Source organism: Pseudoalteromonas sp. APC 3691 (assembly GCF_030408135.1).
In the GTDB taxonomy this organism is placed as follows: Bacteria; Pseudomonadota; Gammaproteobacteria; order Enterobacterales; family Alteromonadaceae; genus Pseudoalteromonas.
Genome location: NZ_JASDCB010000012.1, coordinates 68,128 through 80,886, shown reverse-complemented (window position 1 = coordinate 80,886; position 12,759 = coordinate 68,128). Strand labels below are relative to the sequence as shown.

Sequence of the window (12,759 nt, the reverse complement as noted above, 5' to 3'; positions counted from 1 at the left end):
TGCGCATCTTATACAGTATGCCTTCGAGCGTTTTTCTATGGTCGGGCTTATTATAAATTCGACCACTTAAGTACATTACTTTTGATAAGACATTCCATGTCCCGTCTGTTAACATTAATCTTGGCATGTAGGTTCGGTGTAAAGTTTTCTGGCGAATTCAATTATACCTTATCTTCATGCTGTTTGTTTTTCATACCACAAAGATCAACACGCCCTAGTACTTTAGTACATCTCTGATGTCGATTTTAGCTATTATTAAGGGAAATAATATGGGTATTATAATAAAGAAGAGGAAGATCTTCGGCTTTTAGTAATAAAATTTCCCGCATGTCATTTATTTAGAAAGCTAGGTTATTTTAGCTTAATGAATAACCTGCTTCTTTACCTTTTGCTAACTTTACATGTTGCAAAATGGGGTTGTTAAATCCTACTTAGTAACACTTGATTTTGTCACTGTAAGCTCTTCTACTAATTTTATAAATTCGGGTCTCTCAATAAGGTTTTTCTGTAATTCGCTAAACACCCCAAGCACTATATTTACTTGTTCTTGGTGAGTATTGGTACTCTCAAACAGAGGGAGCATTGGCTTTAAAATAATAATTGGGTGCCATTTATTGTGTTTTGCGTTTGGCTCTACAGCCGTATCTATATACTCCCAATCATTAACAAACGATTTAAGTCCCTCTTTAAATTTTTTATAATTCTCTGAATGTTTAATCGTTTCTTGGCCTGTTCGATTAAAGTCAAAAACTAAACATAATTTTAGTTCATTGTTTGTAAAGTTTTTAACCCCGTGATCCGCACCATCGAGTAACACACCACAAAATATTCCAGGAAGCCATTGCCTGCCTTTATCTTTAATCGTAGGGCAAAATTCTAGCCCAACTCTTGACTCAGTTCCTTGGCGCTTAAATACAGGCTCCATTCCTATGCTTTGTAGCGGCCATACTAGTTTTTGAGCCTCTTTGAAGATAGAGTCAACTTGTTCACTAAACTTCACGGCCTCTAAATAATTAGCAATTGAGAAGCGATTCATTGGCGTTTTTGGCCCTAATCCCTCTGATTTTAGTAATGATAAGAAATCTTCGATTGCCCAACTCGCGTGCTCATCATTTATTTTATCAGCCAAAACTATTAAGCATTTATAAATTTCCTCCCAACATAATGCGGCATCAGGCTTTTGAGCGTGCTGAAAAGAAGTAGCGGTTATTAATATTATTTTGTGGTTGTCATAAGTTTTGAGTGCATATTCTCGATAGTTTTGAAGTTGATTTAAATGCAATGGAGAATTAACCTTGTGCTCAAATACAAGCGTGCAATCATGCCAACTAATGACTAGATCAGGGAATTTATTATTAAAATTTTCCTGCGTTGAAATAAAAACATCACCATCGGGCACATTAATTGGTGGTTGCAGTTTGTTATTTATACACTCCAGTACTGCTTGTAAAACTTCTCGGTTACTTCTTAACAGCCAAGCAAACGCTTCTGTTAAAAAGTTTTCTAGTGGATCATTATTTTCTCTAGGGCGGTATTTTCTTAAATTGACTAAAAGGCTTTCCATAATTGCTACCTGTAAAATTGCTCCGCTAACTAACTTAGCAAGTTAGCCTCATTTTCGTATTAAACTAGATTAGAGTTTATTTAACTAATTTGCATGTCGACCAGCAAAGTTAGAGGAAAAGACCCACATAGATGCTTAAAAATCTGTAAGTGCATAATAATTTAAAAGTAATAACGCAATTTAGCATAGAATGCGTCACTTTCAATATTATCAATTAACCTATCAGCTATAATTACCCTAAGTTTCTGGGGGTCTGAGTATTTAATTTCCATTGAGTGAATATAAGCATTGAAATGTTTTGGGTCAGTAGCATGCAAAATTTCTTTTTTTTCATAATCTAAAAAGTACACAAAGCATCCTAATTTGAATGCGGTGCTAATTCTTGAGCTCCAAAAACGCCCATCGCTACCTCCTTTATGGAGATCTGTAATTAACACCTCCGTGCTCGCGAGTATGTGTTTGACATTACATGATCAGCTACATCTCTAGGGGTATATACCGAATCAAAGCGCGTCATAATACATTTTGTAACTTTTAAGCCTGACTTTTTAGTTATTTTGGTATTTGTTACAGCGATTAAATGAACATTTTGGGTATCATGTTTTAACAATGCGATTTTATTGTCTGATTTTACTAAATCAAAATGCCAAGCTTTTCTAATAGAACTCGCTTTTCATTAGTTGAAATACTGAGGTAGTGAGCCGAATTAACCTCTTTTAAGTTGAGGTTATAATCACTATCAGCTACGTTGCTATTAGGCTCATTTAACGCTAATACCGTTTCAAAAATATCATCATAAGAGTTCATAGCAAGAGCCTAATTTAAGCCTACATTTACTGCAACAGACTTTAAGATATTATAATATGATTTTTGGCATTATAAAAATGACGACACTAAAAAAGCGCGCAGGAATTGGGCGCTTTGCTTTTAAGACAAATACACAAGCTAAGAAAGTAAATTAAGTAAAAAAAATATAAAACTTTTGGGTATAACCGTCGCCATTTAAAGTGACCTATAAGTCACTTTAAGGCATTAAATGCAGCTTAATGATCCCTAAAAGGCACTTTATTATGAAAAGTAAAAAACACTAAAATGCGTTTTAATTTTTTACGCTTTTAATTTGATTTACACTCTATTGTATAGGGAGCCTGAATGAGATTAGCCAGTATCTACTTTGCTTGGCATTAACACATCTCAAACGCTTTACTCGCAACAAAATAGACACTATAGCACCCATTAACCCTATTTAAAATAGACTTTGGATACACAAGTGTCTTTTTGGAGGCTCTATTATTAATTATTTATTATTAAGCGAAGGTGATGTGCAGCTAGCTTTTGCTGAGCACCTAAAAGAACGTCGCAAAAAAGCAAAAATGTCACGCGAGGCGTTAGCTAAAAAAAGCACAGTACCTGCTTCTACAATAAAAAAGTTTGAGGTTACAGGGCTTATTTCGTTTAGGCAGCTATTGCTTTTATGGCAATCTCTCGACGATTTGACTCGTTTATATGAATTAACAAAAGCGCCAACTCAAGGTAATAATGCGCCAACGTCTATTGCTCAGGTATTAAACAATGGCCTTTAAACCCATAGAAAAGCTAGAAGTAAAACGTACACTGTCAGACTCAACAGAGTTAATGGTGGGTGTACTTGCTCAAAATAGACAAGGTGTTTACTTTCAATTCGCTCAAAGCTATTTAGACACATATGGTAATCTTTCGCCATTCTCACTCGCCTTCAATAGAGATGTTCAGTTAGCACCCAAAAGCCCACATAATGGATTGCATGGGGTCTTTTCTGATTGTTTACCTGATGGGTGGGGGCTACTACTACAGGACCGTGTATTCAGACAAAATAATATAATGCCTAACTTTGTTACCGCAATGGACCGCTTATCTTTTGTTGGCCATTCGGCTATGGGAGCATTATCGTTTACACCTGAAACTCATTATGATGGCACAAATAACGATGAAGCTGGTCTTGCTACATTGGGTCAACAAGCCCAAGCAATATTTGACGGACAAACAGAAGAAGTACTTTCTGCGTTAGTGGCTGCTGGTAGCTCCGGCGGTGCACGCCCTAAAGCCCAAATTTATTTTCCTGACAATAATATACAAGAATGTAGAACAAAACCTAAAACAGGTGATGATGCTTGGTTAATCAAATTCACATCCAAAAACCTCGCTTTAGGACATGAGGAAGGGTTATGTGAAGCTGTGTATTTGGATTTAGCTGAACAAGCGGGATTAAACCCTCCTCAAAGATTACTGGTACCCGCCCCAGAAGGGACCGGTGCAAAGCAATGGCTTGCCTTAAAACGATTCGATAGGTTTAAATTAATGGGTGATAAAATGGGCTGCAAACATATGCACAGTGCATGCGGCTTGCTAGATGCTGATTTTCGCACACCTACATTAGATTATGAGGATTTAATTAAAGCGAGCCGTGTTTTATGCAAATCACCTGCTGCAGGGCAATTACAATTTCGTCGGGCTATGTTTAATTTATTTAGCTGTAATCAAGATGACCACAGTAAAAACTGGGCTTTTTTACAAGAAGATTCTGGTGAGTGGGATTTAGCCCCTTTTTATGATGTAACCTTTAGTCCTCATCCTTTTAACGAGCATGCTACTTCGTTTGCTGGATTTGGAAAAAACCCGCCACTAAAAGCGATTCAAAAGCTGGCCTCTGCGGCCGGTTATGCTAACTGGAAACAAGTACAAGTTATAATATCTGAAATAGCAGAGATTATTTTAAACTTTAAAGACACAGCTAAAGCATTAGACGTAAATAAAAAAACGATTAATTTAATAGAGCAACAGCTTGATAACACGTACGCCATGAGTAAGCATTTAACGGGTCGTTAATTGTATTAAGCTTAATAGTATTGAGCTATTTATAAAGCCTCGCTGCTTACTTTCTTGATCACATCTCCTGTTGTTGCGCTTGCATGAATCGAGCGCCTTCTAGCAGTTTGCTCAGTGAAAACCAACCTTTCCATAAAGCTTCCCAACCAACAACACCTGTTTGCTTGCTGTTGTGCCACCCGCCTAATTTGGCAAGTGCATAATAAGCCCAATGTAATGAAGGTGTTGTGTTAGGTGCTTTTTTAGTTTCAGTCTTTGACCACAACAGTTTCCATTCAAGAAGATTGAAAAAATTGTCGCAACTAATTGATTTTGCATTATCTTTATCGACAACAAGCTCGCGTAACTGGAGAAGTCTCACCGCAATAAATGCTGTTATTACAATGATCTTTTCTAGATTATTTCGCGTTTGCATGCGAAACGACTCAACTTGAGTGCCCGCTGACTTCCACGCTTTATGGAACTCTTCAACTCGCCATCTTAGTTCATAAAATCTAACTATCTTTAGTGCATCAGAAGCACTATTTATCGGTTCGCCTGTATACAATTTCCACGACAAAGGACTTGTTCCACTTGGTGGATCAATCTCGTTGCAACTTATTACTGTTAAATTCATACCACCAAGTTTCTTGTGTTTTTTAGGCGGATAAATAGTAATGCAAGCATAACGTACAGCTACTTTCGCAATACGTGCTTTTCGGCCTCCTTTTTGCTGTATCTTAACCGAATATGAAGCTTCACTAGATTGATTTTCAATGTAGGGACTTAGTTTATCGCCGTCTGCATTAACGACCCGCTCATGCTTGGCCCTCACTACAAATCGTTGATTATTTATTGTTTTATAATCAATATACTCAAACATATCAGATTCTCGATCACAAACGCTTATGATATTGTCCATGACATCTGCAAATCGGGTACTCATTTCTTCCGACGAGCGTTGCCATTTATAACTTTCTTTCGTTTCGTACTTGCGGCGTTTTCTGTCGTTAGCGGTACCAAAGTTTTCATCTTTTCTGCACCAACGATGTTGTGCACCCAAGCCAATAGTACGCTCTGTTTCTGCATCGACCATAAGGACGGTGTGAGCCAACATCCCTTTAGAAGAGCTTTGTTTATATGCGCCAGTATGTCCGAGCTCTTTAGTCACATTGTGTCGGTAACACAATGTTGATGTATCTTCTAGCGCAAGGATTGTGTTTGACAGCGTTATTGTAGGTAACAGTGAATTCAAACCGGCGGTAGCGATGTTATCTGCGTCAACTTTATCATTGCGAAGAAAGCGATATGCGCCTTCAATAGAGGCTTGTGAGCCAGATGCTTTCACAATAGAACTTCCTGTGTTGCTTGCCATTTGATGACTTATTTTTACCAGGCGTTTAGTGCGTCGTTCATCACCTAATTCAGCATGTTTAAACAAATGATTAGCCCATTTTTCAGTATCTTTTATCAGCATAATAATTAAACTCGATCGGTTTTTTCGTTATAACTGATCTGATCGACTGATATAAATAAAGTTCAATTGGAGCCTAATTTATTTGTGTATAAGAGTCAGATCCTGACACAGGGGGCTTTACTTGTGCCGAGGTTTTAATTTTTAAAAGTATCGTTTTATTTATACCTCTAAAAAGGCAGCGGCAACTTTATTTCTAATTAACATTTCTAAATCAATTTCGACGGCTCTAACAAGAACGATTTAAAACTACTTTTAATTTATTTAGATGAACAGATTGAGTTACGTTATTTACCAGTCCCCTTATTTAAGAGTTATTAAATTAAAATCACATAAAATTTGATTGCCTAATTTCAGTTCTCTCCCCTTTAATCTCTAATGAAATTTTAAAGCGTCGCTGTTAATATTGCCTACATCCTAAACAATAAAGTAGTTCTGATGGCAGCTAGTTATTCTCTCGGTGATTTACGTTACTTTTGCACCATAGTAAAACTAGGTAGCTTTAAAAAAGCATCAGCAAATCTTGATATGTCACTATCAACCTTAAGCCGCAGAATACGTCTATTAGAGCAAGCTCTTCAATTAACGCTACTCAATCGAGATGCCCATCGAGTAACGCTAACGCATACTGGCGAGTTATATTACGACCGCTATCGCAAGTTATTTGAGGAAGTAGAGTGTATCGAGCAAGCACTTTGTGATGAAAAAGACCAACCTAAAGGGAAAATTAGGATCTGTGCCCCCATTTACATGGGTAAACATTTTTTAAGTGCTATTTTTTGTGATTTTTTACTGCAGTATCCCGATATTCAACTAGATTTACGCTTTTCAAATAACCTTATTGATATTGAAAAAGAAGGGATTGATATAGCATTTAGAGTAAGAAACCCTGCCATTGATTATTGGGTTATTAGAGAGCTTAGACTTACTCATAATGTGCTTTGTGCTCACCCAGACCATGATTATCAATCCATCACTCATCCTAAACAATTAGAGCAGCACCCAAAAATTACGTGCGTTGGGTTGGTTCCGTGGCAATTAAACAATCAGCAAACGAGCGAAGAGTACAGTTTTAATCCAAACACACATGTTCGATTGGAAGTTGATGAAATTCAAATGATGAAACAAGCAGTTGAGTCTGGTGTGGGTATTAGCTACATCCCTGATTATATAGCATTACCACTTATTAAAGCCGGGATGCTTAAACGCATTCTTCCTGATTGGCAAAGCAAAGGACAGCCATTTTCTATGCTTTATCGCGACAGAAAACAAATCCCTTATCGAGTGCGTTTACTGATAGAGCATACACTGCAACACTTTACTAATAGGTAGCAGTGTATGCTTTTTACAGCAAAGTAATTAAGCTAATTCATCTTTTAAAAACTAAGCCTTAGTACAATTACACCTAAAAATGCCGTTGTTAATCCTATAACTTCTTGCCGTGTAAAAGACTCTTTTAGAATGATGCGTGAGTACAACAAAATAATTAAAATATTCATACCTGAAATCGCTGAAACTAACCCTGTATTACCAATAGCAAAAGCCGATATTATTGCAACCATGCCAGCTACATTTGTTAAACCAATAAGTAACCCGCACGAAAATGTTTTACCGGCAGACCAATACGCTTGAGAAGAGCCTTGCTCTGCTAGCATTTTTTTACGCTTTACTAACCAACTAACGGCAAAAAGAAAGCTACCAAAACCAAACATAGACGTTAAAGTTGCAAACGTATCCGCCTCAAGAAGCGTTGATTGCTTACCCATTAAATCATTAAACGCAAAGGACAGTGCCGCGAGTAATCCCCATTGCGCACCTTGTAAATTACTTAATGAGATATCGCTGGAATAGCGAATAATATAAAGACCGCCAAAAATAATAAAAAAGCCGATTAATTGAATAACAGTTAAGGTTTCTTGCCATAATAAAAAGGCAAATAAAAGCACAAATAAAGGCGTTAACCCCGACAGGATGCTAATTAAAGACGCTTTCCCAACCGAAAACCCTTTGTGCAAAAACCCATTAGCCGCAAAAGATCCAAAACCTAAAGCGAGTCCAACAGTAATGTCAGCCCAGCCGTACCATGTGTGTTCAAATATTACAGTACCTAGCGCGCTAATTATGAACCCTACAAAAAAAACACCGAATAATAATAGATTACGATTAATCTTTTTTTGCGACGTCCATTGGTACATTATTCCTCGCGCACCAAAAAAAACAGTGGCGAGTAATGCAAAAATTATCCACATATAAATGAGACCCTTTATAATTTACTTTGATAAACCCGAATAAAAAGTGGTTATTTAACATTGTTGAATGGAGTAACTATTACATAAAGGTTCAGCTGTAAAACACGTAGCCACTACAAGAGCGTTACCCGATACCTAGCTTCTACTCTATAAAATAAGCAGCTTAGGCTTCACATAATAAAATACTAGCCACACAATTACACTTTAATAAACAACAACACCAGTATATTTAATCTATAAATATTATAAACATGCATAAGTGGCACTATAGATCTCATAAATAGCACTTAACAATTTAGTCGATTAACTTCAATCACATAGTGAGCAACTAACACACAGAAATAACAACACTTCAGTGAAAAATAACGAATTTATAAAAACATAAAAAACAGTTTTAAACTGTCATTATATCGACAATATATTTTTAACCTAAAACTCAATTGACTTTATTTTTAAACTCAATATGATTGATTTAAACAAAGAGGACAATATGTTTACTTTAATCACATACCTGCTAAAAACAAATACCACCTTCGGAATTTAAGCCGAGTGTAACCCTTACACTCGGCAGTTACACTGTACCTTAATATATTTAAATTCGATTTAGTTTTTGTGGGGATTAGTCCGTGCTTTCTTTTCTGTTCGAGCGTAAAAAATCTTTCCTGTCTAAAAATGACTTCACAGACGCAGCGGTACTATTACAACCGCTGAAGCTTGCGTATTTACTACAAGAAGTCGAGTATTCACAGCGGCCTTGGTCAAAATTCAATCCACATGTACAAATTAATAGCACGGTGGTCATTAAAAATATAACCACCGGTTTTAAGCGCCGCATAACTTTAGTGCCTCCAAGCCAACGAAGGCACTTTATTAGTGACGTATCATTTCACTCTCCTCTTGGGGTCGCTCTTTTAGGGCATAAAATAAATCATATTATTGAATATAAAGAAGCTGGGGAATCCCACCTTTGGGAAATAATAGCCATTAATATTAAGGAGGAAATATAGAGTAAATTATTTCAATTTTTATTTATTAATTTTATATATTTAATTGGAGTTATTTTTAATGAGTAAAGAAAAACCTAAAAAGCATGCAAGCAAAACATTAAAACAAAAACGTAAAGAGCGAAGAGATAAGCTAAAGAAACTTGAAAAATAATTAATATTATTTTAAATAAATTCGCAAACTCGGGGTTTTTATAACCCCGAGTTTTTTGAAAAAACTATATTCAGCTGTAGCTAAACAGCTTGTTTAAATGGATTACGTGTATCTTGGTGCTCATCAAGGTTACGCATTAAAATAGCGTGTTCTAAGTTAATCCCCTCATCTAGTGCGATTTTTACAATGTGACCAGAGCCCTTAGCATCGCTAATAATTTCACCCTTTTTGTTTTCCATATATTCAAGCCTAAAAGTAATGTTACCTTGTGGTGTCATAAGCTCTAAAGAGTGACCAGTACAAAATTTATTTTTAACGTCTATTTCAACTAATCCACTTTCGCAGCGCCCAAGTACTTCTCCCACAAATTGCTGTTTAGTTGATACAGAATGACCGTACTCATAGTTTTGATAATCTTGATGGGCATGGCGTTTTAAAAAGCCTTCGGTATAGCCCCGATGTGCTAGATTTTCGAGTGTTTTAAATAAGTTAGTATCAAATGGTTTACCCGAAGCCGCGTCGTCTATTGCTTTACGATAAACTTGTGCTGTGCGCGCTACATAATAAAATGACTTAGTACGCCCTTCTATTTTTAAACTATGTACACCCATTTTTATTAACTGCTCTACGTATTGCACAGCGCGTAAATCTTTTGAGTTCATAATATACGTGCCGTGCTCATCCTCAAATGCAGGCATATACTCTCCAGGGCGACCTTGTTCCTCTAACATAAATACATCGTTACTCGGCGCACCTTCGCCCAGTGTAGGAATAACCTGTTTGGGATCAATTTTATGTACCATTTCGCCGGTTTCGTTCTCAACACCAGGTTTTACATCGTAATCCCAACGACATGCATTAGTGCATGTACCTTGGTTTGGGTCGCGCTTATTTATATAACCAGAGAGTAAACAACGCCCCGAATACGCCATACAAAGCGCACCATGTACAAATACTTCAAGCTCAGTATTAGGGCACAAAGCACGAATTTCAGTTATTTCTTCGAGCGACAGCTCCCGTGATAAAATAACACGTTCAATCCCCTGCTTTGCCCAAAATTGTACACTCGCGTAATTTACCGCATTTGCTTGCACCGACAAGTGAATAGGCATAGCAGGCCATTTTTCACGAACAAGCATAATTAAACCAGGGTCTGACATAATTAGCGCATCGGGCCCCATAGCTATAACCGGTTCTATATCACGTAAATACGATTTAACTTTAGCGTTGTGCGGTGCAATATTAGACACCACATAAAACTTTTTATTTTGCGCATGCGCTTCACTAATTCCTACTTGCAGAGTATCTAGGTCAAACTCGTTATTGCGCACACGCAAACTATAGCGAGGCTGCCCTGCATAAACCGCATCTGCGCCATAAGCAAAAGCGTAGCGCATGTTTTTTAAACTGCCTGCGGGGCATAGTAATTCAGGAATAAAAGGCGTTGAAGAGGTAGTTGGTAACATGTGCGCTCCATACATCGAACTGGGCTTAAGCCAGTTGTATGATTAATTAATTTATAAGCGCGGCAGTATAAGTTCGATTAGCAATTTGCTTTTGATCGAGATCATAAAACAGCAATCAAACTGGTTTTTAATAAAATTAGGATTTTTCACTTAAAACGCGTATAATTCGCGCCCGTTAATATTCACACTTTTACTTAAAATTATTGGAGCATAAAGATGGCTTTAGAGCGTACTTTCTCAATCGTAAAACCTGATGCAGTTGCTAAAAACCACATTGGCGCTATCTACAACCGTTTCGAAACTGCTGGCCTTAAAATCGTTGCAGCTAAAATGGTTCACCTTTCACAAGAGAAAGCTGAAGGTTTCTACGCAGAACATAGCGAACGTCCTTTCTTTGGCGCTTTAGTATCTTTCATGACATCTGGTCCAGTAATGGTTACAGTTCTTGAAGGCGAAAACGCTGTTCTTAAAAACCGTGAAATCATGGGTGCTACTAACCCTGCTGAAGCACTAGCTGGCACTTTACGTGCAGACTACGCTGATAGCATCGACGAAAACGCTGTTCACGGTTCTGATGCTGTTGAATCTGCTGCTCGCGAAATCGCGTACTTCTTCGCTGACGAAGAGCTTTGTTCACGTACTCGTTAATTCGAATTCGTTAACAAAATGAAAAGGGCTTTCGGGCCCTTTTTTAGTCATTACGCAAAGTATCCATAAGTGCATTTTTTGATATTTTACTTAATGATTAAAGTGAGTGAATTGTGTACAATTCGTCCTCGTAAATTTTTATCTCCACCGTCACCGATTGAGGTTGTTTCATGACCGAGCAAAAAAAGATTAACTTATTAGATTTAAACCGAGATGCAATGCGCGAGCTATTTGCATCGTTCGGTGAAAAGCCGTTTCGTAGTGACCAGGTGATGAAATGGATTTATCATTTTGGCGTAGATAACTTCGACGAAATGACTAACGTAAATAAAAAGCTTAAAGAAAAGCTTAAAGCTGAGTGCGAAATTGTAGCGCCAGAAATAACAGTTCGCCAACAAGCAAGCGACGGTACTATTAAGTACGCACTTATTTTGGAAGGCGGCCAAGAAGTAGAAGCCGTTTGGATCCCTGAAAAAGAGCGCGCTACGTTATGTGTATCATCACAAGTGGGTTGTGCGCTTGAATGTACTTTTTGTTCTACTGCTCAACAAGGCTTTAACCGTAACTTAAAAGTATCTGAAATTATTGGCCAAGTTTGGCGTGTAGCTAAAGATATAGGCCTTGATGGTCATAGCGAAAAGCGCCCAGTGACTAATGTTGTAATGATGGGTATGGGCGAGCCTTTACTTAATCTTAAAAACGTAGTGCCAGCAATGGAACTAATGATGGACGATTGGGGCTTTGGTTTATCTAAGCGCCGCGTAACATTAAGTACTTCAGGCGTTGTACCTGCTCTTGATTTACTAAAAGAAAAAATTGACGTAGCACTTGCTATTTCACTTCACGCACCAGATAACGCACTGCGTGATATTTTAGTACCTGTTAATAAAAAGTACCCTATTGAAGAGTTTTTAGCGGCGTGTCGTCGTTATATCGACGGTTCAAAGGCTAATAAAGACGTGACTGTTGAATACGTTATGCTTAATGGCATTAACGACAGCACTGACCAAGCGCATGCATTAGTACAAACGTTAAAAGGCACACCGTCTAAGGTAAACCTTATTCCGTTTAACCCGTTCCCGGGTAACGAGTACACACGCTCAAGTAATAGCCGTATCGACCGCTTTTCAAAAGTACTACAAGCTGCAGGTGTAACCTGTATTGTGCGCCGTACTCGCGGCGATGATATTGACGCAGCTTGCGGTCAGTTAGTCGGTGACGTAGTTGACCGTACTAAACGTTTAGCTAAAAAGAAAATCCGCGACGATAACGCGATTGCCGTTAATATCCACCAAGCATAATCTGTAACAGCCTTATATGAATAAACCATATAAGGCTGTTAAGTTGTTTATTTTT

At 37.6% G+C, this 12,759-nt stretch carries 11 protein-coding genes and 1 pseudogene; 6 read left to right on the top strand and 6 right to left on the bottom strand.

Going from position 1 to position 12,759, the window contains the following annotated elements; genetic code table 11:
• The 3 genes and pseudogenes from QL998_RS06200 to QL998_RS06190 all read right to left on the bottom strand — a co-directional run.
• Nucleotides 1–127 (bottom strand): annotated as a pseudogene (locus QL998_RS06200) (IS5/IS1182 family transposase); the annotation flags it as partial.
• A gap of 300 nt (nucleotides 128–427) precedes the next feature.
• Complete coding sequence (locus tag QL998_RS06195) at nucleotides 428–1,564, bottom strand: PD-(D/E)XK nuclease family protein (RefSeq protein WP_024604373.1); 1,137 nt, start codon at nucleotides 1,562–1,564, stop codon at nucleotides 428–430.
• 633 nt (nucleotides 1,565–2,197) lie between these two features.
• Nucleotides 2,198–2,371: a hypothetical protein gene (locus tag QL998_RS06190; RefSeq protein ID WP_158000957.1), complete on the bottom strand. Its 174-nt coding sequence runs from the start codon at nucleotides 2,369–2,371 to the stop codon at nucleotides 2,198–2,200.
• 485 nt (nucleotides 2,372–2,856) lie between these two features.
• Here QL998_RS06190 and QL998_RS06185 point away from each other — a divergent pair, with 485 nt between their 5' ends.
• Both QL998_RS06185 and QL998_RS06180 read left to right on the top strand, forming a co-directional pair.
• Nucleotides 2,857–3,147 (top strand): helix-turn-helix transcriptional regulator, encoded by a 291-nt coding sequence (locus QL998_RS06185; protein WP_024604372.1) that lies wholly within the window; start codon nucleotides 2,857–2,859, stop codon nucleotides 3,145–3,147.
• On the top strand, nucleotides 3,137–4,429 hold the full coding sequence (locus tag QL998_RS06180; RefSeq protein WP_290192327.1) for a type II toxin-antitoxin system HipA family toxin: 1,293 nt from the start codon (nucleotides 3,137–3,139) through the stop codon (nucleotides 4,427–4,429). The genes QL998_RS06185 and QL998_RS06180 overlap by 11 nt, the downstream gene beginning before the upstream one ends.
• 58 nt (nucleotides 4,430–4,487) lie before the next feature.
• Here the strand turns inward: QL998_RS06180 and QL998_RS06175 are convergent, their stop codons facing one another.
• On the bottom strand, nucleotides 4,488–5,885 hold the full coding sequence (locus tag QL998_RS06175; RefSeq protein ID WP_193002628.1) for an IS4 family transposase: 1,398 nt from the start codon (nucleotides 5,883–5,885) through the stop codon (nucleotides 4,488–4,490).
• A 435-nt stretch (nucleotides 5,886–6,320) separates the two neighbouring features.
• On the opposite strand from QL998_RS06175, the gene QL998_RS06170 reads away from it, so the two are divergent.
• The gene (locus QL998_RS06170) at nucleotides 6,321–7,214 is read left to right on the top strand and encodes a LysR family transcriptional regulator (RefSeq protein WP_290192326.1); all 894 of its coding nucleotides are present in this window, start codon (nucleotides 6,321–6,323) and stop codon (nucleotides 7,212–7,214) included.
• A gap of 44 nt (nucleotides 7,215–7,258) precedes the next feature.
• Here the strand turns inward: QL998_RS06170 and QL998_RS06165 are convergent, their stop codons facing one another.
• Nucleotides 7,259–8,131, bottom strand: coding sequence for a DMT family transporter (locus tag QL998_RS06165; RefSeq protein WP_010554966.1), 873 nt, complete (start codon nucleotides 8,129–8,131; stop codon nucleotides 7,259–7,261).
• 626 nt (nucleotides 8,132–8,757) lie between these two features.
• Here QL998_RS06165 and QL998_RS06160 point away from each other — a divergent pair.
• Nucleotides 8,758–9,138, top strand: coding sequence for a GreA/GreB family elongation factor (locus QL998_RS06160; protein ID WP_024604280.1), 381 nt, complete (start codon nucleotides 8,758–8,760; stop codon nucleotides 9,136–9,138).
• A gap of 231 nt (nucleotides 9,139–9,369) precedes the next feature.
• Here QL998_RS06160 and yegQ read toward each other — a convergent pair whose 3' ends face one another.
• Nucleotides 9,370–10,755 (bottom strand): tRNA 5-hydroxyuridine modification protein YegQ, encoded by a 1,386-nt coding sequence (gene yegQ, locus QL998_RS06155; protein ID WP_290192325.1) that lies wholly within the window; start codon nucleotides 10,753–10,755, stop codon nucleotides 9,370–9,372.
• 216 nt (nucleotides 10,756–10,971) lie between these two features.
• Between yegQ and ndk the strand changes: the two genes are divergently transcribed.
• Nucleotides 10,972–11,403, top strand: coding sequence for a nucleoside-diphosphate kinase (gene ndk / locus QL998_RS06150; RefSeq protein ID WP_002961288.1), 432 nt, complete (start codon nucleotides 10,972–10,974; stop codon nucleotides 11,401–11,403).
• A 170-nt stretch (nucleotides 11,404–11,573) separates the two neighbouring features.
• Nucleotides 11,574–12,704 carry a bifunctional tRNA (adenosine(37)-C2)-methyltransferase TrmG/ribosomal RNA large subunit methyltransferase RlmN gene (locus QL998_RS06145; RefSeq protein ID WP_002961289.1) on the top strand — a complete coding sequence of 377 codons (1,131 nt, stop codon included), beginning with the start codon at nucleotides 11,574–11,576 and terminating at the stop codon, nucleotides 12,702–12,704.
• Nucleotides 12,705–12,759 lie beyond the last annotated feature (55 nt).

What these genes read in the sequence shown, in the direction of transcription:
- QL998_RS06195 (WP_024604373.1), bottom strand. Translation starts at nt 1,564, where the DNA reads ATGGAAAGCCTTTTAGTCAATTTAAGAAAATACCGCCCTAGAGAAAAT.
- QL998_RS06190 (WP_158000957.1), bottom strand. Translation starts at nt 2,371, where the DNA reads ATGAACTCTTATGATGATATTTTTGAAACGGTATTAGCGTTAAATGAG.
- QL998_RS06180 (WP_290192327.1), top strand. Translation starts at nt 3,137, where the DNA reads ATGGCCTTTAAACCCATAGAAAAGCTAGAAGTAAAACGTACACTGTCA.
- QL998_RS06175 (WP_193002628.1), bottom strand. Translation starts at nt 5,885, where the DNA reads ATGCTGATAAAAGATACTGAAAAATGGGCTAATCATTTGTTTAAACAT.
- QL998_RS06170 (WP_290192326.1), top strand. Translation starts at nt 6,321, where the DNA reads ATGGCAGCTAGTTATTCTCTCGGTGATTTACGTTACTTTTGCACCATA.
- QL998_RS06165 (WP_010554966.1), bottom strand. Translation starts at nt 8,131, where the DNA reads ATGTGGATAATTTTTGCATTACTCGCCACTGTTTTTTTTGGTGCGCGA.
- yegQ (WP_290192325.1), bottom strand. Translation starts at nt 10,755, where the DNA reads ATGTTACCAACTACCTCTTCAACGCCTTTTATTCCTGAATTACTATGC.
- ndk (WP_002961288.1), top strand. Translation starts at nt 10,972, where the DNA reads ATGGCTTTAGAGCGTACTTTCTCAATCGTAAAACCTGATGCAGTTGCT.
- QL998_RS06145 (WP_002961289.1), top strand. Translation starts at nt 11,574, where the DNA reads ATGACCGAGCAAAAAAAGATTAACTTATTAGATTTAAACCGAGATGCA.